Annotated in this window: 23 protein-coding genes; 12 read left to right on the forward strand and 11 right to left on the reverse strand. The window is 69.9% G+C overall.

The genetic code is table 11. The features are described 5' to 3' along the window. Positions 1 to 218, forward strand: a 218-nt coding sequence (locus D7Y21_RS16970; RefSeq protein WP_147469311.1) for a transposase domain-containing protein, incomplete at its 5' end; no start/stop codon positions are given. Between the two features lie 748 nt (positions 219 to 966). Here the strand turns inward: D7Y21_RS16970 and D7Y21_RS16980 are convergent. Continuing rightward, positions 967 to 1,446 carry a tyrosine-type recombinase/integrase gene (locus D7Y21_RS16980; RefSeq protein ID WP_158627302.1) on the reverse strand — a complete coding sequence of 160 codons (480 nt, stop codon included), beginning with the start codon at positions 1,444 to 1,446 and terminating at the stop codon, positions 967 to 969. Here D7Y21_RS16980 and D7Y21_RS41805 point away from each other — a divergent pair. The 4 genes from D7Y21_RS41805 to D7Y21_RS16995 all read left to right on the forward strand — a co-directional run bounded on the left by D7Y21_RS41805 (position 1,445) and on the right by D7Y21_RS16995 (position 5,464). After that, a complete protein-coding gene (locus tag D7Y21_RS41805) occupies positions 1,445 to 1,603 on the forward strand; it encodes a hypothetical protein (protein ID WP_158627303.1) in 159 nt (52 codons plus the stop codon). The two genes, D7Y21_RS16980 and D7Y21_RS41805, sit on opposite strands and share 2 nt — an antisense overlap. A gap of 137 nt (positions 1,604 to 1,740) precedes the next feature. Beyond that, a complete protein-coding gene (locus tag D7Y21_RS16985; RefSeq protein WP_121714390.1) occupies positions 1,741 to 3,075 on the forward strand; it encodes a hypothetical protein in 1,335 nt (444 codons plus the stop codon). Between the two features lie 196 nt (positions 3,076 to 3,271). Continuing rightward, complete coding sequence (locus D7Y21_RS16990) at positions 3,272 to 4,693, forward strand: Tox-REase-5 domain-containing protein (protein ID WP_233612131.1); 1,422 nt, start codon at positions 3,272 to 3,274, stop codon at positions 4,691 to 4,693. A 12-nt stretch (positions 4,694 to 4,705) separates the two neighbouring features. Continuing rightward, positions 4,706 to 5,464, forward strand: coding sequence for an immunity 52 family protein (locus D7Y21_RS16995; protein WP_121714394.1), 759 nt, complete (start codon positions 4,706 to 4,708; stop codon positions 5,462 to 5,464). Between the two features lie 87 nt (positions 5,465 to 5,551). On the opposite strand, the gene D7Y21_RS17000 is transcribed toward D7Y21_RS16995, so the two are convergent. From D7Y21_RS17000 to D7Y21_RS17010, 3 genes are all read right to left on the reverse strand, one after another. Then, positions 5,552 to 6,163: a cysteine hydrolase family protein gene (locus D7Y21_RS17000; protein WP_121714396.1), complete on the reverse strand. Its 612-nt coding sequence runs from the start codon at positions 6,161 to 6,163 to the stop codon at positions 5,552 to 5,554. A gap of 98 nt (positions 6,164 to 6,261) precedes the next feature. After that, on the reverse strand, positions 6,262 to 6,873 hold the full coding sequence (locus D7Y21_RS17005) for an SCO family protein (RefSeq protein WP_233612133.1): 612 nt from the start codon (positions 6,871 to 6,873) through the stop codon (positions 6,262 to 6,264). Positions 6,874 to 6,890: 17 nt separating this feature from the next. Next, positions 6,891 to 7,427 carry a hypothetical protein gene (locus D7Y21_RS17010; RefSeq protein ID WP_121714400.1) on the reverse strand — a complete coding sequence of 179 codons (537 nt, stop codon included), beginning with the start codon at positions 7,425 to 7,427 and terminating at the stop codon, positions 6,891 to 6,893. Positions 7,428 to 7,540: 113 nt separating this feature from the next. On the opposite strand from D7Y21_RS17010, the gene D7Y21_RS43350 reads away from it, so the two are divergent. Next, complete coding sequence (locus D7Y21_RS43350; protein WP_255427329.1) at positions 7,541 to 7,936, forward strand: FixH family protein; 396 nt, start codon at positions 7,541 to 7,543, stop codon at positions 7,934 to 7,936. 87 nt (positions 7,937 to 8,023) lie between these two features. Here D7Y21_RS43350 and D7Y21_RS17020 read toward each other — a convergent pair whose 3' ends face one another. After that, a complete protein-coding gene (locus tag D7Y21_RS17020; RefSeq protein WP_121714402.1) occupies positions 8,024 to 8,479 on the reverse strand; it encodes a hypothetical protein in 456 nt (151 codons plus the stop codon). A gap of 148 nt (positions 8,480 to 8,627) precedes the next feature. Here D7Y21_RS17020 and D7Y21_RS17025 point away from each other — a divergent pair, with 148 nt between their 5' ends. Further along, complete coding sequence (locus D7Y21_RS17025) at positions 8,628 to 9,452, forward strand: class III extradiol ring-cleavage dioxygenase (RefSeq protein ID WP_121714403.1); 825 nt, start codon at positions 8,628 to 8,630, stop codon at positions 9,450 to 9,452. An 11-nt stretch (positions 9,453 to 9,463) separates the two neighbouring features. On the opposite strand, the gene D7Y21_RS17030 is transcribed toward D7Y21_RS17025, so the two are convergent. Further along, a complete protein-coding gene (locus D7Y21_RS17030; RefSeq protein ID WP_121714405.1) occupies positions 9,464 to 10,180 on the reverse strand; it encodes a type 1 glutamine amidotransferase domain-containing protein in 717 nt (238 codons plus the stop codon). A 103-nt stretch (positions 10,181 to 10,283) separates the two neighbouring features. On the opposite strand from D7Y21_RS17030, the gene D7Y21_RS17035 reads away from it, so the two are divergent. Together D7Y21_RS17035 and D7Y21_RS17040 are read left to right on the forward strand one after the other, a co-directional pair. Beyond that, positions 10,284 to 11,189: a LysR family transcriptional regulator gene (locus D7Y21_RS17035; protein WP_120566877.1), complete on the forward strand. Its 906-nt coding sequence runs from the start codon at positions 10,284 to 10,286 to the stop codon at positions 11,187 to 11,189. Between the two features lie 214 nt (positions 11,190 to 11,403). Next, positions 11,404 to 11,943, forward strand: a complete 540-nt coding sequence (locus tag D7Y21_RS17040) for a hypothetical protein (RefSeq protein ID WP_147443375.1) — start codon at positions 11,404 to 11,406, stop codon at positions 11,941 to 11,943. Here D7Y21_RS17040 and D7Y21_RS17045 read toward each other — a convergent pair whose 3' ends face one another. The 4 genes from D7Y21_RS17045 to D7Y21_RS17060 form a co-directional block, all read right to left on the reverse strand. Further along, positions 11,944 to 14,184, reverse strand: a complete 2,241-nt coding sequence (locus D7Y21_RS17045; protein ID WP_233612135.1) for a lamin tail domain-containing protein — start codon at positions 14,182 to 14,184, stop codon at positions 11,944 to 11,946. A 172-nt stretch (positions 14,185 to 14,356) separates the two neighbouring features. Then, positions 14,357 to 16,159: a lamin tail domain-containing protein gene (locus tag D7Y21_RS17050; RefSeq protein WP_120566880.1), complete on the reverse strand. Its 1,803-nt coding sequence runs from the start codon at positions 16,157 to 16,159 to the stop codon at positions 14,357 to 14,359. Positions 16,160 to 16,300: 141 nt separating this feature from the next. Continuing rightward, positions 16,301 to 17,722 (reverse strand): IgA Peptidase M64, encoded by a 1,422-nt coding sequence (locus tag D7Y21_RS17055; protein ID WP_121714409.1) that lies wholly within the window; start codon positions 17,720 to 17,722, stop codon positions 16,301 to 16,303. Positions 17,723 to 17,783: 61 nt separating this feature from the next. Beyond that, positions 17,784 to 19,319 (reverse strand): PEGA domain-containing protein, encoded by a 1,536-nt coding sequence (locus D7Y21_RS17060; protein ID WP_121714410.1) that lies wholly within the window; start codon positions 19,317 to 19,319, stop codon positions 17,784 to 17,786. A 276-nt stretch (positions 19,320 to 19,595) separates the two neighbouring features. Here D7Y21_RS17060 and D7Y21_RS17065 point away from each other — a divergent pair, with 276 nt between their 5' ends. After that, positions 19,596 to 20,600: an SDR family oxidoreductase gene (locus tag D7Y21_RS17065; protein ID WP_120566882.1), complete on the forward strand. Its 1,005-nt coding sequence runs from the start codon at positions 19,596 to 19,598 to the stop codon at positions 20,598 to 20,600. 85 nt (positions 20,601 to 20,685) lie between these two features. Next, positions 20,686 to 21,687 (forward strand): diacylglycerol kinase family protein, encoded by a 1,002-nt coding sequence (locus D7Y21_RS17070; RefSeq protein ID WP_120566883.1) that lies wholly within the window; start codon positions 20,686 to 20,688, stop codon positions 21,685 to 21,687. On the opposite strand, the gene D7Y21_RS17075 is transcribed toward D7Y21_RS17070, so the two are convergent. Then, on the reverse strand, positions 21,684 to 22,889 hold the full coding sequence (locus tag D7Y21_RS17075; RefSeq protein ID WP_121714412.1) for a FadR/GntR family transcriptional regulator: 1,206 nt from the start codon (positions 22,887 to 22,889) through the stop codon (positions 21,684 to 21,686). The genes D7Y21_RS17070 and D7Y21_RS17075 overlap by 4 nt on opposite strands. Positions 22,890 to 23,268: 379 nt before the next feature. Here D7Y21_RS17075 and D7Y21_RS17080 point away from each other — a divergent pair, with 379 nt between their 5' ends. Beyond that, on the forward strand, positions 23,269 to 23,958 hold the full coding sequence (locus tag D7Y21_RS17080) for an NUDIX domain-containing protein (RefSeq protein WP_014393057.1): 690 nt from the start codon (positions 23,269 to 23,271) through the stop codon (positions 23,956 to 23,958). Positions 23,959 to 23,999 lie beyond the last annotated feature (41 nt).

The following is a 23,999-nucleotide window of genomic DNA, read 5'->3' on the forward strand; positions in this document are numbered from 1 at the left end:
TTGTCGGCCACGAGGCCGCGGGGGAAAACCTCGCTGGCCTCTATGCACTGGTGGCCACCTGCGAGGCCAACGGCGTCAATCCCGAGGACTACCTCGCGGATGTCCTGCTGCGCGTCCAGACGCACCCGCACTCGCGCATCGGTGAGCTGCTACCTCACGAGTGGAAGCGGCGACGCGCCGCTGACCCGCCCGAGTCACCCCTCCAGCCCAGTCCCTGAACAGCTCGCTCCTCGCGGCGCTCGCCGAGCACGGTCCGCGTTTGTCATCAAGCCTCCCGGCACGTCACTGGCCGGACGGTTACCTACCAACAGGTGTCGCTTCCTGCCCTTCACCTTCTTGCCACCGTCGTACCCCCTGGGCCCTCCTTTTCCCGTCGTCTGCACCGTCTGGCTGGCCAACACGCCTGCGCTGGGAGGCACATCGCGTCCCAGGCGGTGACGTGTTTCCGTGCGAAGCACTGCGTGAATGCACTCCAGCAACCCCTGCGTCACGCCACAGCCGGAAGCAGCTGTACATCGTGTCCCACGAGGGGAAGTCGTGAGGCAGCATCCGTCAGGAGATGGCTCCTCGCGTGACGTTCAGCAGGGCATCGAGAATGCGCCGCCGTAGGTGAAGAGGCGGACGGTCGCCTCGTCGGTAGAATTCCTCAAGCAACGGCTCCACCAGCGCCCTCCGCATGTCCGAGAGGCCCGACGGGTAGCTCTTCCTCATGCATCTACGCTGTTCACCGTCCCAGGGGCGACAACACCCTCTTGTGGGGCGGTCATGTGCCCCCAGTGTGCCCCTCCAGCGTGGATTGAAGGGGCACACCAGGGAACGTCCCGGAACAGCACGGGATGGCGCCCCGAGCGAAACCAGGGCGACAGGTGGGTAACCGCGCGTCCTGCGTGAGGTTTCCTGTCGCACTGGCGAAGGTGACGCTCATCTTCGCGATCCAGTAGCTACCGCTGTGCCCCTCTGGCGCGGTCAGGCCAGAGCGGCGCGAGTCTGCGAAGCGGGCGCGTCGAGCTGTTGGACGGCGCGCTCCTTCGTTTCCGGGGAGAGGTGGGCGTACCGCATCGCCATTGCGATGGTGGCGTGGTCCATCAGCTCCTGGATGACCTTTAGCGGGACACCGCGCATGGCGATGTGGCTGCCGTAGGTGTGGCGGAGGTCATGCCAGCCGATGCGGCCCTGTTCGCGGGTGATTTCCGCCCGAATCAGGCAGCGCTCCAGCGGTCGCCGCATCAGGCCGTCGGTCGCGGCTGGCCGTCCTCCTGGCAGAACACGTAGGCCCCGCGCAGGTGCCAGTGTTCCTTTGAGGGCATCGACCACGGACGCGGGCAGGTCCACTCCGCGCTCGCGGCCACCCTTGGGCAATCCTTCCTGTCCATTCGTGTGGGTGCGCCGGACCTGGAGTTTGCCGCGCGGCAGGTCCAGGTCGCTCCACCAAGGCGGCGAGGCCATGGAGGAGCTGAATCTGCTGGAGGACGAGGGGGGCATCATCCCGGCCTTTCCACCGCTGAGTCAGGACGCCATCCGCACGGAGCCGCGCCCGCTGCGCAGCGCGGACGAGACGACGACAGAGCTGGGACCGGGCGCCTTGCTCCTGACGCGGCGGTAACAGTCGCTGGCTCGACGCGGCCGGCCCTCCTTTCCCTTCCCCCCGCTGGACAGCGGCGCGTGGCCGGTAGGTGCCGGGTTTGATGTCAGACGTGTGTCCTTTGCTCTCCTCGGAGGTGTCACTCCCAGGGGGCGTGGATGCGAATGACGCGAAGTGGGGCTGTCTGGCTGTGGCTGCTGTTGCCGGTGGCCGGATGGGCCGCGGACGTCCCGGAGGTGCCGCCCGTGGAGGAGGAACGGCGACCACTGGACGAGGCCTGGCGCAACCTGCTGCGCGTGGAGGCGACGACGTTGTCCTTCCTGCCGCGCGCGGGCGTCGGCACGGACGAGGGCTTCCTCCAGGTGGAGCCCACCCTTGTCTTCGAGCGAGGCGAGGAGTTCGGCCTCAACCTGGGCGCTCCGGTGCGGCTGCGTCTGTGGGGGGATGGCACCGACCTCGTGAGGAGGGAGGACTGGGACATCGTCTCGGACTTCGGGCAGGTGGTGCGTGCCCTCAAGCTGGGCTCGGACAACGCGCCCGTGGGTGTCTGGTTTGGCGCGCTGGAGGGCTACAGCCTGCTGTCCGCGCACCTCGTGCGACGCTACGGCGGGCGCCTCAACCCTGACTACCACCCGGCGGGCGGATTTCTCACTGGCACCCTTGGGCCCCTCTACACGGAGGCCTTCGTCTCGGACGTGCTGGGCGCGCGCCTCATGGGGGCGGAGTTCTCCCTGGACGTGGAGCACGTCCTCTTTGGCCCACCCCGCGAGAAGGCGCGCTACACGCTGGCGCTGTCGGCGGTACACGACTGGGGCCGCGCCGGAGGCAGGACGCCATCGGTGACGCTGGCGCACCTGGACGCCATGGCCGTGGTGGTGGTGCGGCCCACCTACGAGGTGAACGTCCAGGCGGGCTGGGGCGGCCGACCCGGTGAAGGCGGTGCCTGGGGCGCGGTGGTGGGGGCGGGCGTGGACGCGAGGACGCCCACGCTGCGATTGCTGCTGCGCCTGGAAGGGCGCCGGCAGCACGGCGGCTTCCGTCAGGGCTTCTTCGGTCCGGACTACGAGTTGGCGCGCTTCAAGGCGGCAGGGCCGGAAGGCGTGGCGCTGGCGGAGGCGTCCTTCCCGGACGGGTACTCAGCCTATGGCGAGGCGGAGCTGGGCTGGGACGCGGTCCGTTACTGGGGTGTCCACAAGCACCTGAAGCTGTCGCTGGGGGTGGAGGCCTTCAACTGGGGGCGCTTCGACGTGGACGGGCGCGTGGCGGTGCAGCTCTTTGACCGCTCCGTGGAAGTCGCCTTGAAGGGGCTCGCGGTGGGGGCGGGACAGCCTGGAGCGCACTACCTGGGCGGGGCGGAACTGCGCTGGCGGTTGCTGGGCGGGAAGCTCTACGCGATGGGCATGGCGGGCACGCTGCTGTTCCCCGAGGGCGTGGGCACGCTGCGGCCGGGCGCCTTCGCCTCGCTGGGCCTGGGGGTGGACAATGCGCGCTGACGCCCTGCTGCTGGCCCTCGCCATGCTGTCGACGGGTTGCGTTTCGGTGTCGCCCACGCCTCGCCGAGGCATGAGCCTGAGCTACACGCAGCCCTCTGCCCCCGAGCCAGAGTGGGCACAGTCGCCACGCGGGGAGGTACCTGCCTCTCGGGCCGCGTCGCGGCCGTCCCTCGCGACATCCGGGGATCAAGCGCGGATGGCACGCCACCGGAATCTCCGGGAGGACACGGCGGGCGAGGACTCGCGAGCAAGGGCAAGGGACGTGGGCGGCAGCCTCCCTCACCGTGACGCGAGGGAAGACGCCTGGGAGGAGTTCCTGACGGACGCGGGGTTGGAGGCCCATGACTCGCGCCCCCTGGCGGGTGGCTCGCTGACGCCCACGCAGGCCGCGCGGCTGCTGGAGCAACTGATGCGGAAACCCGTGACGCTGGGCACCTTCCCGCCCCGCATGGCGGCTGGCTTCCTGCTGCGCGAGGTGCTGGAGGGCGGCGAAGTCTCGCGCGAGGAGTTGCTGCGCAGGGTGGAGCGCTTCTCCCGGGAGCGGGTAGCCGTCCTCCGGCCGGATGGATACCTCGCGTGGGCCCTCAACGGGGACACGCAGCAGAAGGTTGCGCCCGTCGAGTGGAAGGACGGCGCCTTCCGCGCGGGCAACTTCGAGTTGGGCCGCTTCTACAGCGGCAAGGGCGGCGTCTTCCGTGCCGTGGACGCGCAGCTCCAGGCCTCGGATTGGCGTCCCCTGGCCGAGGTGTACGACGACGCGGACGTCATCAGCCGCACCTTGGACGGAGCCGAGGACGCCTTCGCGGAGCTGTACCACGCGTTGGGACAATTGCTTACGCGTCCCGTGGACAGCATCGCGGGACTGAGCCACCTGCCAGCGGGCGTGGCGGCCCTCATCGCTTCCTCCCCCGCGTACTGGGAGCGCTTCCAGTCCATGACCCGTGGCGAGCAGATCCGCGAGGTGTCGCGGCTCACGACGGGCCTGCTCATCACCGGGGGCGCGGCCTCGGCCACGACGCGGACGCTGAAGGGGATGGCGCTGGGGGCGGAAGTCTCGGTGCCGGTGCTCGCGCTGTCGGCGGAGGGCGCGCTGGCGTTGGAGCGCGTCGCGGCGCCAGCAGGGCGCGCGGCGGCGGCACTCAGCGGCGGCCCTGGGGCGACCATCATCCTCCAGCGGGCGAACACGGCCTCGAAGGGAGGAGCACCTTCCCGGGGACCGGGGCAGTGGGGGCAAGCGAAGGAGTCGATGTCCACGCGTGCCCGGCGCTACCAGGAGCAGATCACCGGGCACACGGCGGATGAATCGTATTGGGTCGGAGGCGTGGGCCCGAACAGCGGAGGCGTGAAGTTCGATGGCTTCAAGGACGGTGTACTACTGGAGGCCAAGGGCCCCGGGTACGCCAGGTTCTTCGATGAACTGGAGCCCAAGGAGTGGTTCCGCCATTCTGGGGCCAAGGACCTTATTGCTCAGGCTGATCGACAGAGTAGGAAGCTTAGGGAGAGTGGAGTTCCCATCCGATGGCACGTTGCGGAAAAGCGTGCTGCCGACGCAATGCGGAAGCTCCTTCAGGAAGCGGGAATCAAAGGAGTTGAAGTCGTCCACACTCCGGCACTCTGAAGAGGTTGATTCGTGACCAGCACATCCACGCCAGAGATATACCCGGAGACTTACAATGCTTGCGCCTACTGGGGCTCACGCAAGGAGTCTCCCGAAGAGTGTGCCCGGCGGACAGCGGCATTCCTCAACCTCCTGGCCTCCTGTGATCCCTTCCTTGCCCATTGGTACAAGCCCGCAAGGTCACGGAAGGACGCACTCAAGCATCCTCTGATGCCACCCGATGTGCCGACGCTGGCCGAGATGTTTCAGCGCGGGGTGAACCGCGAGAAGGGGGGGCCTGCTTTCGAGGATCTTGGCTTTAGCTTCTGGTTCGGGAACGGAGGAATCGGCGCGGACAGCGTAGACCTGCGCATCAAGTGCGGCGACTACAGTGGTGCCAACCCCAATCACTGCGTGATGCCACTACCCAGAAGGGGGCCGAACGCGGACCGGATCGTTACGACTCCTGTCCTGGAAGGCATCGTGAGAGCGATGATTTCCGCCTGGGAGCCCGACTGGGCATTGGCGGGCTCGACTGCCTACAGGATGCAGTACCCGGAGCCAGACTCGGCGCCCTTTTCCCTTGGGTGGTTTACGTACCTCTCACTTCGCTTGGGCGCGGTGCCGCCACTGCCCACCCCCGTGCGCATCGAGCCGGTCGAGGACAAGGGCACGTTGATCATCCTGACCCCCGAGCGATTCACCGTGGCCAACCCCGAGCACATCGCGCTGGCGCGGCGGGTGCGCGAATTGTTGGTCCGAGCGGGGCTCATGCAATCCGCATCCTTTTGAGCGTCCACTTCGCGATCCAGCAGGCGCCAGCATCACGGGAAGAAAGCGGGCGCGTCCGACGCGGCGAGCCCGCTGACTTCCTTCACGTCAGCGGACGCTCAAGTTCACGATGGCGTTGGTGCCCATGACGGCGCCAAAGGTGTCGGCGATGGTCACCAGCGCGGACTTGTGCAGCACATCATGGGGAATGGTGCCGCCGCCGGGCACATCGATGTCCCGGGTGGCCGAGGCGTCGTCCGCCACGATGACGTTGTAGCCGAGGGGGACCGCATCGCGCGCCGCGCCGGCCACGCAGGCGTGGGTCATCAGGCCGGAGATGATCAGCGTCTTGATTCGGGAGATCTGCAGCTCGTGATGGAGCTCCGTGCCCTGGAACACGCTGATCTGGTTCTTCTTCACGACCTTGTGATGGGCGGCCGGCTGGAGGTCCTTGTGGCAGAAGACCGTCGCGCTGTCGTGGGCGAAGACGGGAGCGCCGGACGGGCTCACGTGCCACACGTGGAAGACCGGCAGCTTGTGCCGATCCGCGAAGGCGATGAGTCGCCTGGCGTTGTTCAGTGCGCGCGTCCCATCCGGAATGGGCAGCTTTCCGCTGAAGTATTCTTCCTGGAAGTCGATCACCAGCAATGCGGTGCTGAAGGGGTCAAGCGAGTCCGGGGCGGATGCGCCGAGGATGGTGCGGATCGTGGGGTGCGACACTCTGTTCTCCGGGTCGAAGGCGGGGCGAGGATGGACGGCCGCGCGAGTGTACTCACCCCTTGCCACCGGACGCTCGGGTTGTCCTGAATTCCGTGTTGTTACTCCGGGGCCTGGGCCAGCAGCGCGGCGTCCTGGAGCAGGGCTTCCAATCCGCCTGCTCCCTCGGTGACCCGGTAGTAGCCGCGAAGCTGTCCCCGGGCGTCCACGAGCACGAAGTGCTCCCCATGGAAGACGCTGAAGAAGTCGTCTTCGCCCGCGTCGGCGTCGCGGCCCATCATCACCCGGAAGCCATCGAGGACGGTCGTCTCTACCTGGTCCAGCGGCCCTGTCAGCAGCGTCCAGTTGGACGTGTCGATGCGATGGTCGCGCGCATAGGCGGTCAGCCTCTCCGGCGTGTCGTAGCGAGGGTCGACGCTGAACGAGGCGAAGCGCACGTCCAAGCCCTGCTCCCGGGCCTGTCGCTGCACCCGCAGCATCTTCTCCGTGAGCAGCGGGCAGACGGTGGGGCAGCGGGTGAAGAAGAAGTCCGCCACGTAGAGGTGGCCCCGCATGTCGGTGTCGGAGAAGGGACGTCCCGTCTGGGCGGTAAGCTCGAAGCGCGGGAGCGGCCCGTACAAGGGCAGGTTCTCCGCGGCGATGCGCGCGCGTTCGCGTTGAACGCGAGGCCACGCGGTGAACAGCAACGCGATGACCGCTGCTCCGGCGAGCACGAATAGGGATGGGGTCTTCATAGAGGGGGACAGGAGCGCAGACAGCGCGCGTCCGTGATGACGCGTTCGGAAGTGGATGGCGTCTGGTTCGAGTCGTAGACGCCCCGGACCTGGAGGCGTTGGTCCACCAGCAACAGAAGGCGTCCGCTGTCCCGCAGCGGCTGCCAATCCGGGTGGAGCACCGTGGAGTCGCGCGACGTCGCGATGACGACCTGGACTGGGACGCCGTCGGCCTTCAGCCGTTCTTGGACCTGCCGCAGGAAGGGGAGGGGATGCGCGTCCATGTGGATCAGGGTGAGCTGTCCCCGAAGCTGCCCGGTCTCCAGCGGTTGGCCCTGCTCATCGCGAAGGGTGAGCGAGGGCAGTGGCCCATACACAGGAGGGGGGACCTCCAGCTCCCACGAGGCATTCGTCGTCGGCGCCTCCGACCAGGCGAAGTCCAGCACCAGCACGAGCGCCGCGCATGCGAGCGCGGACACGGTCAGCCCCGCGGCTCCCAGCACCACGAACACCCACGAGCGGGGCTGCGCGGAAGAGGACGGAAGGGCGGACATGATGGCGCACCCTCTCGCATCCAGACCGCATGCGCGATGCGACACCTTGTCGCAGAACCCGGGCGGGCCTCTTCCGCTACACGGCAAGGATGATCAAGGCACTGCTGATGGGAATGCTGTTGCTGGGAGCGACGCCCTCCGCCGCACCAGACGCTGGCCAGGTGAGCGCGGTCGCTACCGTGGGAACAGTGGCCAGCGCATCCGGCCGGCTCCGCGTCGAGGTCCTCTCCTCGATGACACCGCTCCGAAGAGGCGTTCAAGTGTTCCAGGTGCGAATCACCGACACGGTGTCGGGAACGCCGGTGTCCGGTGTCGTGCTGTCCGTCCAGCCCTGGATGCCCGCCATGGGCCACGGCATCTCCGAAGTTCCTCGAGTCACCGCGAGAGAGCCAGGGAGCTTCGAGGTCTCCGACGCGGACCTCTTCATGCCCGGCGTCTGGGAACTGCGCTTCACGCTGAAGGGGTCGGTGGAGGACTCCGCGACCGTGACGCTCAAGCTGGGACGGTAGGCGCGGCGGGCTCTGCGAGCAGGGAGGTGTTCGGCCTGTGGAGTGCCATCCCTGCCCGACGAGGAGGTCTGAGCAGGAGCGCGAGGCTCAGGATTTGAGCGCCGAGGGAGCCGTCTCACGCGGCATCAGGCCGGTGAACTCGTAGATGAACGCGCCGTTCTCCGTGACGTCCATGGTGCAGGCGCCCGCGCGGGAGAGCTCCTCGAGCACCTCCTTGGCCTCGGTGAAGGAGAGGTGCGTGCCCGTCGCCACCTCGGCGATGGTGACGCGGCCGCCGTGTCCCTGCGCGCAGGCGAGCACGGCCCGCTCGACGTCGCGGGAGTCCAGCGAGGGCCGCACCACGACAGGCGCATCCCTCAATTCGGGCGGCAGCTTCGCGCGCCGCGCGGAGCGGACGAGCGCCAGGCCTCCGAGGACGAAGACGGCGCCGAGGATGATCCCCGCGACCGTGTGGTCCGCGGTGCCATTGATCAGCTTGTCGATCTCGAGGCCAATGCCAAAGACGCCGAACGCGGCGAGCGCCCACCCGATGATGCTCTTCATGCAACCCCCTTCGCGACGGGACCACCCATCCGTCCCCCAGCGCGGGTTCATAGCAGAAGACGTCGTGTCTCAAGCGGACGCAGGGGTCCACCCGGAGTGCGTTGGCGCGCCGGTCCACCCGTGGAGTTGAATGGCTCAAGAGGCCCCCATGCCGACCGACCCGTCCAATACCGTCCCCTCGCGCCTGCCCGTCGTCTTCATCCCTCACGGCGGTGGCCCGTGGCCCTTCGTGGAGATGGGCCTTCCGAAAGCCGAGGTCCAGGCGCTCGCGACCTACCTGCGTCAGGTGGGCCAGCAGCTCGCGACGCCACCCAAGGCGCTGCTCGTCATCTCCGCCCACTGGGAGGAGCCCGTGGCCACGGTGATGACGTCCGCCGCGCCGCCCATCCTGTATGACTATTACGGCTTCCCGCCGGAGTCGTACCGCATCCCCTGGCCGGCGCCGGGCAACCCACGGCTCGCCGCGCGCGTGCGCGAACTGCTCTCCACGGCGGGCTTCGCCACGTCGGAGGACCCGGCGCGCGGCTACGACCACGGCACCTTCATCCCGCTGAAGCTGACGTACCCGGAGGCGGACATCCCCTGCGTCCAGCTGTCGCTGAAGCAGGGGCTGGACCCGGCGGAGCACCTGGCCATGGGCCGGGCGCTCGCGCCGCTCCGCGACGAGGGTGTGTTCATCATCGGCAGCGGGATGACGTTCCACAACCTGCGCGCCTTCGGAGACCCGCGCGCGCACGAGGTCTCCGCGAAGTTCGACGCGTGGGTGCAGGACGCCGCCACCTCTCCCGCGGCCGAGCGCGACGCGAAGCTCACGCAGTGGATGCAGGCCCCCTACGCGCGGCTCGCCCATCCTCGCGAGGAGCACCTGCTCCCCTTGATGGTCGCCGCCGGTGCCGCCGGTGAGGACCGGGGCACCACCGCCTGGTCCGGCTCCATGATGGGGACGCGCATCTCCGGCTTCCAGTTCGGCTGACGCGGCGGACCTCAGCCCTTGGGGGCCGGGGCCTGCTTCTTCTCGGCCAGGACCTTCAGGACCTCCTGCGCGGTGGCGGCGGAGGACGCCGGGTTCTGCCCCGTGACGAGCCGCCCGTCGCGCACCGTGAAGCTCTTCCACAACGGACCGGACTCGTAGCGCGCGCCCAGCTCGCGCATCCGGGTCTCCAGCGGGAAGGGGACGATGGCGTCGAACTTCGCCGCCTGCTCCTCCGCGTTGCTGAAGGCCGCCACGCGCTTGCCCGCCACCAGCGGCTTGCCGTCCGGTCCCTTCACGCCCACCAGCGCCGCCGGGCCGTGGCAGACCGCCGCCACCACCGAGCCCCGCGCGTAGCCCGCGGACAGCAGCTGGTGCGTCGGCGCGTGCTTCGCCAGGTCCCACATCACGCCGTGCCCGCCCACCACGAAGTACGCGTCGTAGGTGTCCTTCACCTGGGCGAGCACCTTCGTGTTCGCCAGCTTCTTCGTCGCCTCGGCGTCCGCGAGGAAGGCGCGTGTGTCGTCCGTCTGCTCCTTCTCGCTGCGCGGATCCACGGGCGCCTTGCCGCCCAGCGGCGACGCGATGTCCACCTGGGCCCCGGCCTTGGTGAACTGCTCGTACGGCGCGGCGAGCTCCTCCAACCAGAAGCCCGTCTTCTCCCCGGTGTTCCCGAACTGCGAGTGGCTGGTGACGATGAGCAGCACCTTCACGGCGGTGAGCGCTTCCATGGGACGTCCTCCTTCGAGCCCCCTTCCACGGGGGCGATGGGCGATGAAATACGTCCCGGCCCTCCCCAAGAAAATCGAGAGCTGCTTCACATAAACTGAAGCCATGCTTGGCAATCACGAAGCGCTCTGGACGCTGTGGGAGGTCAGCCGGGCGGGCACGCACGCGGCCGCCGCCACGCGCCTGGGCATCACCGCCTCCGCCGTGGGTCAGCAGCTCAAGGCCCTGGAGCGGCACGTGGGCGTGGCGCTGTTCGAACGGGTGGGGCGCCGGGCCCGTCTCACTCCGGCGGGCGCCGCCCTCGTCGCGCGGCTGGGCGAGCACCTGCCCGCGCTGGACGCGGCGCTGGAAGCAGCCTCCGAAGCCCAGCGCGCGGTGCGCGGCGAGGTGTCCCTGGGCGGCCCCTGGCCCTTCTTCCGGTACTGGCTCCGGCCCCGCCTGCCGGGCCTGCTGGCGCGACACCCGGAGCTGCGGCTGGACGTGCGCTTCGACGTGCCCAGCCGCGTGTCTCGGCTGTTGCTGGAGGGCGCGCTGGACCTGGGCATCCTCGGGCTGTTGCCGGACGCTCCGGGACTGGAGGTCCGGCCGGTGGCCCAGGAGGAGTTCGTCGCCGTGGGCGCGCCCGCGTACCTGAAGCGCTGGGGAACCCCGCGTGGGGCGCGCGACTTCGGTGCGCACCGGTTCATCGCCTTCGACGCGGACCTGGCCATGCTGGCGCCGTGGTGGCGCGCCGCCTTCGGGCCAAAGGAGCCCCTGCCGGCGCAGGTGGTGTGCCGCGTCGCGAACCTGGACGAGATGCTGGCCCTGGTGGATGCGGGCGTGGGGCTGGCGGTGCTGCCCGACTACCTGGTGGCGCCCGCCGTGCGCGAGAAGCGGGTCGTGACGCTCACGCCAGAGCAGGGCCGGCGCTCCGCTCGGCGGCCTCGGGGAACGCTCTATGTCGCGTGGCGCAGGGCCGCGGCACCCACGGCCCGCTTCCTCGCGGTGCGCGACTGGCTCCTGGCCGGATAGGCGCTGCTTCCGGAAGGCAGCGGGGCAGCGCGTGCCCGCCCGCCCTCCGGCCGGGGAGGAGGGCGCGTCGGGTAGCCAGGCCCAGGCCCGAACGGTCGTGGTTCCCGGCGGGGCAGGGTGTCCCCATCTTTACCGGGGGAGAGCGGGCTCGTGCGCCATGGACGGACTCCGTCGGGATGCGGGCTCTTTCGCACGACGCGGGAGGACGTGGCCAATGCGAAGAATGCGCGGGACGGCGGGCCTGCTGGTGCTGGGCCTGGTGGGACTCGGGGGACTGTCGGCGTGCCACGGCGGCGAGCCGGGGGCGGACGGCCCTTCCGCGAAGCACCGCGAGGGACGTTCGGAGGTGCTGCGCGGGCTGATGGCCTCCAAGGAGACCGTGGACCCCAAGGCGCTGAAGACCGCGGGCTCGGAGGCGAAGGGCGCGCCGCCCCCCGCTCCGGCGCCAGAGGGGACGGGCGGCTCCGGTCAGCAGCCCCGACCCATGGGCTGGGCCGCGGGCCGCGTGTCCTGGGTGGGCGATGACGAGCTGCTCTTCGTGGACGGCCATGGCCATGAGCAGGAGGTCTTCGTGGACGAGGCCACGCGGCTCAAGCGCGCCGACGAGAACGTGCAGCTGCACGACATGTCCGAGGGCGATGAGATCCGCGTCACCTACGAGGACCATGGCCAGGAGTGGATCGCCCGGGACGTGGAGGCGGTGCCCGCGGAGCCGGAGCCCGGGCCCGACCCCGCGGCCCCGCCGCTGCGCTGACTAGAACGCGCCTCCGTCCGCGCGCCGGCCCGGCGAGGACTGCAGCCCGGGCGTCAGCGTGGTGTGCAGCACGAAGCTCGCGTCTGGCGACAGGTCCGGGGAGCGGTTGATGGACACCGCGTCCACGGTGCTGAAGTACTCGACGCGGTCCACGACGCCGCCGTCCGGGCGCTTGAGCTGCACGCTGTCCGACGTGTTGTTGAGGCTCAGGGACCCGCTGGAGGCCGCGACGGTGTCGGGCGTGCCGGCCGGGAAGCCCGCGGGCCCACCGAAGACGACCAGGGGCCGGCCCGGTTGCAGCACCGTGCCCGCGGCGAAGACGTGCTGCGGGTTCAGGGCGTCCCACAGGGTCCAGCCGGACAGGTCCAGCGGGGCCGTCCCCGTGTTGTAGAGCTCCACGAACTCGTGCGCGGTGCCGCCGGGGAGCGCGGGCTCGTTGGCGAGCAGCTCGTTGATGATCACGCGGGGCTCCGCGCGCGTGAACCAGATGCGGCCGGGGCTCATGTCGAAGCGCGACGCGTTGGCCGTGTCCACCACGCGCACGCGCACCAGGTCGCTCTCCACGTCCGGCACGGTCCACGTGAAGGTGCCCGCGCTCGCGCTCACGGAGGGGGCCACGACGCTCCAGATGTCGCCGCTGTCGTAGGTGGCCTCGATGCGCACGGTGCTCACGCCCGCCGAGCGCCACGTGACCGCCAGCGGGGTGCCCACGATGAACGTGCCACCGAGGGGCTCGGTGACCCGCACGCGCGGACCGGGAACGCCGCTCAGGTCGTAGCGGGTGAGGACGGGGTAGTGGTCGCTGACGGTGCGGGCGTAGTCCGGAATGGTCGCGTCGGGCCGGAGCACCTGGACGCCGCCGGGCACCGCGTCCACGGCGACCTCGTCGGTGACGAGCGTGTGGTCGATGACCTCGTTGTACTCCGTGGTGGTGCGGATGGTGGCGTCGGTCAGCACCTTCGTGAGGAAGGTGTAGTGCGTGGGGTCGTCCAGGAAGTTCAGGAAGGGCGTGGGCAGCGCCACGCCGTTCTGCGTGGAGATGGAGTGGTCCAGGTCATCGTTCCAGTCGCCGATGACGAGCACGCGCGCTTCGGGCAGCCACTGGTCCAGGTAGCTCTTGAGGGCGGCCGAGGAGCGCTGGCGCTGGCCGTAGGACGTCATGTCCTCGAAGGCCTTCATGTGCGTGACGATGACGACCAGCGGCGCGTCCTCGCCGTGGATGCGGGTGGTGAAGTCCACGCGCAGCGGCGGGCGTCCGCCGAAGTCGGCGGCCTGCGCGGTGAGGATGATCTGCGCGCTGCGGTAGGTGAGCGAGCTGTCGTAGAGGATGCCGGGCTTCTGCTCGCCCGCGGAGTACAGCGACGTGCCGCTGAGGACGTAGGTGGTGTTGTTGGCGAGGAAGCCTCTGTAGCCGCCGGGCAACCCCGCCATGAGCGTGTTGAAGTCCGCGGTGTCCACCATCTCCACCAGGCCCCAGACGTGGGCCCCCGCGTCGCGGATGACGTTCGTCGCCCCCGCGACCTGGAGGTCGTCGGGCACGCCGCCGTCGGAGGTGGAGTTGGCCGGGCCCTGGTTGGGCGCGCCGAACCACTCCAGGTTCCAGTGGCCCACGGTGAACAGGGAGAGGGGCGGCTCCACCCTCATCAGCAGCCGCGCGGACGCGGTCTGGCCGTCCGCGTCGCGCACGATGGCGGTGAAGGGCACCGTGCCTGCGGCGGTGGGCGTGCCGGACAGGGCGCCGTCGGTGGAGAGGGTGAGCCCCGCGGCCAGCGTGCCGGTGAAGCTCCAGGTGAGCGGCGCCCGCCCGCCGGAGGCAGTGAACGTCATGGCGTAGGGCTGCCCCACGCGTCCGTCCCCGAGCCCCAGGGACGTCACCGTCAGCGCCGGAATGCCTGCATCCGGAACTCCCGCATCGGGGGACATGCTGCCGCCATCGGAAGGCGAGCCGCCATCGTCCGGCACACCGCCATCGGAAGGCGAGCCGCCATCGTCCGGCACACCGCCATCGGAAGGCGAGCCGCCATCGTCCGGCACACCGCCATCACCGGGCACGCCACCGTCGTCAGGTGTACCGCCATCACCGGGCACGCCACCGTCGGAAGTCACGCCGCTGTCGGAGGGCACACCACTGTCGGCTTTCACCCCGGCGTCGGAAGGCACGACCGGCGTCGGAGGCGTGGAGCTGGGACACGCGGTGAGCAGCAGGGCGACGAGCGGCGCGACGATTCGAGGAAGAGCCATGGATGCCATCCGGTCCGGACGCTGCAAGGGGGGGCTGCGGCCCACCGCCATGACGGGCGGTGCATCCCCTGCTTCCAAGAGTGACACATCCCCCTGTCTTCCAAGAAGAAGGGCCGCGCCCCCCGGTGGGGGAACGCGGCCCTGGGTTACGTCAAGGTGTCAGGTCCGGCGATTACGGCGTCGGCGCACCCGGCGTCGGGGTGGTCACGAACGCGAAGTCCGCGTTGTTGTCGTTCGTGTCGTTGCCGTTCGGAGTCCGCTGCAGGGAGCCCGCCGCGGAGTTCGAGTCCGACGCGGAGGTGCGCGTGCCCTCCGCGAAGTTCAGCGACACGGTACCCGCGGCCGTGGCGATGGAGAACGTGCTGTTCTGGTTGCCCGGCTCGTAGAACACGGTGTCGAGGAGCGTGCCCGTCGTGTCGTCAACCAGGCCCACGCCGTCACCGCTGCCGTTCTGGATGATGTCGGTGTTCGCGTTGGTGGCCGACTTGATGATCAGCCGCAGCGTGCCCGCCGGCAGGGTCGCCGTGGTGAAGTACGGCTCGGCCGCCGCGACGATGTAGCCGCCCGCGGGCAGCGACGTGACCGCGTTGCCCTGCGCGTCCTTGGTGTCGGCCAGGTTGAACTTCAGGTACTCCACGCGCGGGTTGGCGGTGGAGTCGCCGTTGACGAACACCAGCTTGACGTTGGTCAGGTCCGCCGCCGCGGTGCCGCGGTTGTAGATCTCCAGGAACTCCGCGTTGTCGGTGCCCACGTTGTCGTAGTCGATCTCGTTGATGACCAGCGACGCGCCCGTCGGAGCAGACGTCAGGCCGGTGAACTTCGCGGTCTTGGCCGCGTCGTCCACGGCCTTGCCGGCGGTGTCCTTCACCTCGCCGTTCACGGTCACCGTGTACTCAGTGCCAGCCGTCAGATCCGCAGTGGTCAGCGCGACCTGGTTGCCCGTCGCCGTCGCCGCGGAGACGGCCACGGTCGGCGTGATGCCGAAGTCCGCCGCCTCCACGCTGGCCGCGTCGAGCCTCCGGTCGAACGTCAGCCGCACTTCCGTGGCGCTCAGCGCACGCGCCTCGGTGAGCTTCGGCGCGGGGCACGAGGTGATGGTGAGCTGCTCCGGCGCGAACACGGACACCTGCGGCTGGGCGTTGAAGCGCCAGACGATGCCGGTGGGCACGGCCACGTCGCAGCCCAGGACCAGGTCCAGGTCCGTGGACAGGGTGTTGGGCACGCGCAGGCGCAGGGGGCTGGGGGACGGCTCACCCGTGGTGATCAGCGGGAAGGCGGTGAAGGACGAGCCGCTGCCAGCGCCCGCCTCCAGCTTGCCGGACACGGTGACCAGGCGGCTCTCGTAGATGCCGGTCGTGCCGCCGTCCTCGAAGCTGCTCTCGCCGGAGATGTCCACCTTGAGGCCCGACACGTCGTTGTTCTTGCTCACCACGGTCAGGTCCGTGACGGTCTTCGCCACGTTGAGCCCGCTGATGATCTCCTTCTCCGTGACGTTCAGCGTCACGAGGTCACCCACGGCGACCGCCGTGGTGGACGCGGAGCCGCGCACGAACATCGCCGGCCCGTTGGCCTCGGCCTGCAGGAAGAAGCCGGAGGCCTCCGTGGCCGAGCTACCCGTCACCTCGGGCTTGATGAAGGTCACGAACGCGCCGCTCACGGGCTGCGGCGTGGCCAGAGCGCCCGTCGGGGCCGCGATGAACGCGGAGATCTGCGCGCTCGTCTGCGCCGGCGTCGTGGTGCCACCGTCGGTGCCCGCGTCCGTCGTGGTGCCCGCGTCCTCTTCCGGAGGCGTGTTCACCGTGCGCAGCTCGCACTTGTTCTCCACGCAGGCGTAGATCTGGCCCGCGGGCGCCGCGCCCTTGTCACGACAGTCGAACTGATCGACACACTCGTCGCCGCAACCCGTGCCGACCGTGACGAACACGGTGGTCACGAGCGCCGGCAGCCAGCTCCGCTTCAGGCTCTGCTTCAGCATGTGAATGCCTCCCAGATGGGGGTCCAGATTGCAGGTTCGGTCCCCCTTACACCCGAAAACAGAGGGGCGTCCATTTGCCCAACCACCTGCCACGTCCCTGTCACCTGAAAGGACGCCCAGGGGCCTGGGAATCGAAGGAAGTCAGGGACTCTTCCGTGCCGGGGCGGACGCTGGACCCGCGTACAGGTCGATGACCTCGCTGATGCCGCGCTGGCACACCGCGCAGAAGGGCACCCGGTCCCGGGTGAACATCATGCAGTCCATCTGGGGCCGGAAGTAACCCTTCGCCTCGTAGTGCGCCCCCTCGAAGGCGCCCACCTTCCCGGACAGCTTCTGCGTGCCCAGGAATTTCTCCTCCCAGTCCCGCTGCGCCACGAAGAGCGCGTCCATCTCCGACTCGGGTTTACGCTCCGAGCGAATCTTCTGCCGGCGTTGCTGCACCTGCAGGGCGTGCGCGTCATAGGCGGGCTGATTCCAGGGCGTGGGCAGCGGGGTCCCCGGCGCCACCAGGTCCTTCCACTTGAGCTGGGCGGGGTCGTGGAGCGCGGTGACGTTCTTCTCCCAGGGCTCCACCCGCTCCTCGGGCGCGGCGCCGTAGATGGGGGCGGACGTGTAGTACTCGTCCGCCAGCCCCGCGAAGTGGTGGCCGAACTCGTGGACGAAGACGTAGGGCGCCCAGAGGCTGTCGGCGGCCACGGTGCTGAAGAGGCCGTAGATGCCTCCGCCGCCGTAGGTGTTGCCGTTGGAGAGGATCTCCACGAACTCGTAGGGCGCGAAGGCGGCGGTGTCACGCAGCGCGGCGTTGTCGAAGGTGAGGATGTAACGCTCGGCGCCAAAGGCGTCGTAGGTGGAGCCCAGGGGCGGGCGGCGGTGGACGCCGGTGGAGGGCCGGGAGATGCCGGACTCGGCCGCCTTGGGCATCAGGCCCCAGACGTTGAAGTCCGCCTTGCGCTCCTTGAAGGGGGAATAGCTGAAGAGGATCTCCACCAGCTTGCGCGCGTCCTTCTCGAACTTGGCGCGCTCCGCCTCCGTGTAGCCGTCCCCCAGGATGAGGAAGTCCACCTTGTCCTGCGGCGGCCCGTTCTCCAGCAGCTTCAGCAGTGGGCCCGGCGCGGGCGGCGAGGACGGATCCACGAAGGGGTCCTTCGGATCCACCACCAGTGACCAGATTTCGCGGAAGGCGTTCTGCGCGTCGCGCTTCTTCAGGATGACCTGGACGGGGCTGTCCGGCGCGGGGAAGCGCAGCGATTCACTGAAGGTGCGGTGGGCCTGCTTCGCCTCGTCCGTCAGCTCCCACTCTCCGAAGATGGAGGCGAAGCCGCGCGAGAACAGGATCCGGTTCGTCCGCCGGTCCCGCACCTCGAAGAGGTACTTTCCCAGGTTCGTCTCGTCGATGGCCCTCGCCGGGTGGCCCGGCCAGGGCAGGGGCTCCACCACCAGCCGCTCCAGGCTGAAGCGCTCCTCGGTGGCGTTGCCGGTGTGGAAGTAGTCGACGCGGAACGTCCGGGGTGCGGCGAGGGCGGTGCTCGCCGTGAGCAGCAACAGCAGGAGGGAAGCGCGCATGGGGCGCGACTCTACGCGCCCGGCGCTTCCCGGCCAGGGACCTCTGGCCGGGACCGTCCGCTCAGAACGCTCCGGACACGCTCGCCGCCGCGCCCGTCTCGTCCGCCGTCACTCCCAGCGTCACGGGCGCTGGCTTCGAGGGGGAGGACACCAGGAAGAGCACCGCCCCGGTGACGACCGCCGCGCCTCCACCCACGAGCAGCCCCGTCATGACGTTGCTCTTGCCCACCAGCGAGTCGCGCAGCGCGACGGCCCGCGCATCCGTGCTCACCAGCTGGCCGCCGTTGGCCGCGCGGCGGTCCTCCAGGCCGTTCAGGTCCTTCTGGGCCAACAGCCGCACCACGCCCGCGCCGCCCAGGGCCGCCACGCCCGCGCCCATCGCCACGTACGACGCCGTGCGCAGGCCCGTGCTGGGGGCGCCGCCGGAGCCATCCTCCGACAGCAGGTTGGGCGCGGTGAGGTCCGCGCCCGTGCCGGAGGCGCCGGCCGTGCCCCGCGCGCCGCCCGCGTCCCAGGGCGCCTTGCCGTTGGCGTTGTTCATCACCACGAGGTTGGAGGGCGAGCGCCCGGTGGTGACGAAGTCCACCAGCGCGGAGAGGGCCTCACCGGGCGCGTCCAGGCCCTGCGTCTTGAAGCCGCCCTCGCGCAGCTTCTGCCCGCCGTCGACGTTGAGCACCGTGGCGGCGAACCACTTGGGCCCGCTGCTCGGGCGCTCCAGCCGCACGACGATGACCTCCTCCACGCCCAGCGTGCCGCCCAGGCGCACCGCGTGGCTCCAGGTGCGCTCCTCGTTGCCGTCCGCGGCGGAGAGGCACGGGAAGGGCGCGGCCGTCACGGACCCCTCGTAGGCCAGGTCCACCAGCAGCGGCGTGTCCGCCCCCTGCGCCTGCACCTGCCGGGGGAAGCTCACCGCGTCCCCCTTCACCATCGTCAGCTCGTACGCGCCCGCGGGCAGCTCCAGCGTGAGCGGCGTCTGCCCCACGCTCAAGCCCTCCAGGTACGCGTCCGCCGCGGGCAGCGTGGACTTCAGGGACAACTTCACCTTCGGCGTCTTGGCCAGGTCGCGGCGCAGCTTCTCGAAGGCCTGCCGGATGGAGGGGGCGTACTGGTCCGGATCCAACTGGTACTTCGGCTGGAGGCGCAGCACCTGGAGGAAGGCCGCGTCGCTGTCCTTCGTCTTCCCCAGCGCCCGGTGGTTGAGCCCGTGCAGGAGCTGCGCGTGGGCGAAGAGCTTCCAGCGAGGCTCGCCCGGCGGCAGGCGGCGGATGTCGCGCAGGGCGTCGTCCAGGAGCTGGGTCGCGCGGGCGTTGCGGCCCTCGTAGAACTGGTCCTGCGCGGCGTCCAGCTGGCGCTGAAGGTCCTCGAAGGAGCGCGAGGAGTCGGGGAAGAGGCGCTCGGCGAACTCGGGCGCGCTCAGCACGTGCTGTTCAGGGCGGGCGCGGAGGGCGTCGTAGAACGCCTTGGACTGGCCGCTCAGCTCCGCGTCCCGGCAATCGCCGCTGGAGACTACCAGCCGGTGGGGCGCGGCCCCCGAGGCGGTGGCGCACATCAGGCACAACATCAGCGCGAACGCGGACGGCTTCGGACGGAAGGGCATGGTCACGTGGGTGTGGAAGGGATGGCCGGACCGGCGATGCAGGCCGCGTTCCGTCCTCTACCGGACTGCCCACCCTCCAGGCCAGCGCCCCCCGGCACCTGCCTCCCGGTCCCGCATGTGGACCCCCGTCCGGATTCCGGGCCCCCTGCCTTGCTGGCTGCCCCCCGGGTGAGTCACCGGTGTCCCGGGTGCGACGCCGGGCGTCATCACCACCTTTCCGTCCACGAACCCTTTCGAACGCTCGGGCCGCCGGGCCCGCCACAAGGACCCCACTCCATGGATCGCATCTGGAAGAAGAAGGTCATCGTCATCACGGGCGCCTCCAGCGGCATTGGCCGGGCCACCGCGCTGCTGTTGGCGAAGAAGGGCGCCCACGTGGTGCTCGCCGCGCGCCGGGAGGACCCCCTGGAGGAACTGGCGGCCGAGTGCGAGTCCCACGGCGTCCAGGCGCTGGTGGTGCCCACGGACGTGGCGGACGCGGAGGCCGTGCGGAAGCTGGCGGAGGCCGCGGTGGAGGCCTTCGGCCACTTCGACGGCTGGGTGAACAACGCGGGCGTCTACATGCTGGGCAGCCTGGAGGAGACGCCGGACGAGGCGTTCCGCCAGCTCATGGAGACCAACTTCTTCGGCACGGTGAGCGGCGCGCGCGCGGCGCTGGCCCGGTTCCGCCGCCAGGGCTACGGGACGCTCGTCAACGTGTCCTCCACCTTTGGCACCGTGCCCGCGCCGTACCTGAGCGCCTACGTGGCCTCCAAGTTCGCGGTGCGCGGCTTCTCCGCGTCGCTGCGCCAGGAGCTGCTGGGCACGGGCATCGACGTATGCACGGTGATGCCCGCCGCCATCGACACGCCCCTGTGGCGCCACACCGCCAACTACACCGGCTGGCGCATCCGCCCGGTGGAGCCCGTCTACACACCGGAGCGCGTGGCCCGCACCATCCTCCGCGTGCTGCGCCACCCCCAGGACGAGGTGATTGTCGGCCCCGCGGGGAAGAGCTTCGCGGCGATGCACGGCCTGTTCCCCCGCACGTATGAGCGCACCATGCGGGCCGGCACGGACGCGCTGCACTTCCAGGACGAGCGGCAGGGCCCCACCCCCGGCAACGTCTTCCAGCCCATGGAGGAGGGGGACACGGCCTCGGGCGGTTACCACGGCACCGGAAAACAATGGCTGCGTCGTCTGTTGGTGGCGGGAGGACTGGCCGCCGCGGCGGTGACGCTGCGCCGGCGTGCGGCCGAGCGGCACCTGGAAGCACGGCTGGCCCACGCCCTGGGGGTGTGATGCCCATGTTTCCGGGGGAGTCCCCATGCCGGGGCTCTTTTCGTGACGGGGCCATGACATGAACTGGGGAAGAGTCGCGCCCGCCATGAACATCGCCGTCCTCGTCAATCTGCGTGCGCGTAAAGGGACCGAGGGGATGGGCGGGCTCGTCAGAGACCTGCTCCCCCGGGCCCGGGTGGCCCTGACCCGTTCCCTGGAGGAAGCCCAGGAGTGGGTGGACCAGCTGAGGCATGACCCGCCCAGCCTGCTGCTCGCGGGCGGAGGCGACGGCACCATCACGGGCCTGCTCAACGAGCTGCGCTCCCAGGGCGTGGCCCTGCCGGCCATTGGCGTGCTGCCGCTGGGCACGGGCAACGCCTGGGCCCGGGTCACCGGAGCGCCACGTCCCCAGGTGGCCCTGAAGCAGATCGCCGCGTATGGCGAGCGCTTGCCTCCCCTGCGTCCCTTCTCGCTGGTGCGGGTGGAGGGCCGGGTGGCTCCCTTCGCGGGCACGGGTTGGGACGCGGAGATGATTCAGGACTTCAAGAACCAGCTCGCCGCCGCCGGTCCGCTGAAGAAGTCACAGGCCGGCCTGCGCGGCTACCTGGGCGCCATGTTCACGCGCACGGTGCCGCGCCACCTGTTCGGCGAGGGCAACCCGAACGTCTCCGTCTACAACCTGGGCGCGCCCGCGCTGACCATCGACGCGACGGGAGCGGTGCGGCCGCTGCCCAACGCAGGCGAGGGGCAGCTCTTGTACCAGGGCCCCGCGGGCGTGGCGGGCGCGGCGACGACGCCGGAGTGGGGCTTCGGCTTCAAGGCGTTCCCGTTCGCGCAGGCGGTGCCGCACCGGCTGTCCGTGCGCGTGTACGGCGCGGGCGTGATGGAGGCCACGCGCAACATGTTCCGCCTGTGGCGCGGCGAGCACCCCATGCCGCGCATGCACGACTTCTTCGTGGAGCGCCTGCGGATGGACTTCGACCGCGAGGTGCCCTTCCAGATGGGCGGCGACGTGCTGGGCATGCGCCGCTCGCTGGAGTTCGACCTGGCGGAGGAGAACGTCAACCTGGTCGACTGGCGGCGCCTGGGGCGGCTCGTCGCCGTCTAGGAAGGCGGTTCGCGGTCCGTTGCCTCATCCGGCGCGGAAGCACGGCTCGTGCGGAGGCGTCCGAAGCAATCGACGCGAAGCAATCCACCCTCCTTGTCCTCCGTTACGCGATTCTGTCCGAGATCGCCGGTGGATGGAGCCCTGGGCTGGAGTCCCGCCTCGGGAGGAGAAGCGTCACAACCTGTCCGACAGTCGGACAGGCTTCCCAAGGGCGCGTTCATCTCGTCTCCTCCGGCACACTCCCCATCACGCTCGCAGGGGACGAGCTCCGGGGCAGCTGCGAACAGCGGCGCCGCGCTGCCCGCCTCCACGGGACAGTCCTGCCGCGGGGCATGAGGTGCAACCTCGATCGCCTCGTCGGCTGGTGCGAGGCGGCCGAGGCAATGCTCCTCAACGGAGGGGCGTGCCTCAAGCGCATCATCCTGCGCGGTGGCTGACGCGGGGGTGACGGGGCTGCACTCCTGGGGGCTGTTGTCCTCGGGGGACGCCTGCTTCTGTGAGGTGGGTGCGAAGGCGTCCAGCACACGCTCATCGCACGCCTTCAGGAGTGCCGGCAGCTGGTGCAGGAGTGCCTGGGTGTCGCGGTCGTTCAGGGCATGCGTCGCGCACACGGCCCACTCGCGCAGCGACTCGCCACCCATGAGGGGCAGCAGCCGGGCCGCAGTGCCTCTGAAGGCCCGCTGTAGTGACTGGATGAGGAGCTGATACCCGGGACGTGCCGCCGCCTGGGCTGCGAGCCGCAGCAACTCGAATTCCAGCTGCGCGCAGCGCTCCCCGGGGTGCCAGCGCGCCGCGTCCCAAAGCTGGAAGCAGGTGTCCCCCAGCCGCTGCAGGTCCATGACGGAGGCATTCGCGCAGCAGTCGGCCAGCAGCTCCACCAGCACCTGCCGCTTGAGGAAGAAGACGCCCTCCAAAAGCAGTCGGCACTCCTCGGAGCGCTCGTCATGGAGTGCCAGGCCCAGGTTCTCCAGCGTCAGCGACTCATCCAGTGCCACCGCTCGTGCCTGGCGTCCGGGATGCTGCACCACCAGCCCCCGTGCCGACAGCCGCCGCAGTGCCTCGCGCACGGTGCCCCGGCTCACCCCATAGCGACGAGCCATCATCCGCTCCGAGGCCAGCCGCCCGTTCCTCGGCAGCCGTCCCAGCGCAATCTCCCGCTCGAGCTGCTCCTCCACGTACGCCACGAGCCCCACTCGCACCATCTCCGTCCCCCTCCTCGCCCATGCTTCGCCCATCCAACCAGACGGGTCTGACATGGACGCGAGGACCCGCCCTCCTTGGCGCTCGCCGGGACAGCGCGGCCTCGGGTGGCGGGCAGCTCGAACTGGTCCGACAGTCGGACCAGTTCGAGGACATCGCGCCCGGCAGGCGGCTTCTGCCCGTGGCCTGCCTTGGGGGCCGTTCCAGCACGCTGTCACGGCCTACCGCTGCGCTCCGTGAGTCGCGCGTTCTCGTGAGAACTTCGGCCGCCGGGGCTCACGAACCGCAGGAGACCTGTCCAGCCGCCGTGCGCCTCCCAAGCGTGAAGGCGCTTGCCGGCACCGTGTCATCTGGACACGATGCTGGCTGGAGGGTCTCCCCATGAGCCACACCTATGAGTACCCGCGCCCGGCGGTGACGGTGGACTGCGTCGTCTTCGGGTTGGACGAAGAGGACCTCAAGGTGCTGCTCATCCAGCGCGGCGTGGAGCCGTACCAGGGCCGGTGGGCGCTGCCCGGTGGCTTCGTGCGCATGGACGAGTCCCTGGAGGACGCCGCGCGCCGTGAGCTGGAGGAAGAAGCGGGCCTGCGCACCAGCCACCTGGAGCAGCTCTACACGTTCGGTTCTCCGGACCGCGACCCCCGGGGCCGCGTCATCACCGTGGCGTACTTCGCGCTGGTGAAGCTGTCCCAGCACCACCTCCAGGCGTCCACCGACGCGCGTGAGGCGGCGTGGTTCTCCGTCTGGGATACGCCGAAGCTCGCGTTCGACCACGCGGACGTGCTGGCCACCGCGCTGCAACGGCTCAAGGGCAAGGTGCGCTACCAGCCCATCGGGTTCGAATTGCTGCCGCCCAAGTTCACGCTGTCGCAGCTCCAGCGGCTGTACGAGACGGTGCTGGAGCGCGAGCTCGACAAGCGCAACTTCCGCAAGAAGATCCTCGCCATGGACCTGCTGGAGGAACTGGACGAGGTGGAGCAGGACGTCTCCCACCGCGCCGCGCGCCTCTACCGGTTCGACCACAAGAAGTACAAACAGCTCGAGAAGGCCGGCTTCAACTTCGAGCTGTAACCCTCACACCTCCCGCCACACCCATCGGCGCCCGCTGACAG

This window comes from Corallococcus sp. AB045 (assembly GCF_003668895.1).
In the GTDB taxonomy this organism is placed as follows: Bacteria; Myxococcota; Myxococcia; order Myxococcales; family Myxococcaceae; genus Corallococcus; species Corallococcus coralloides.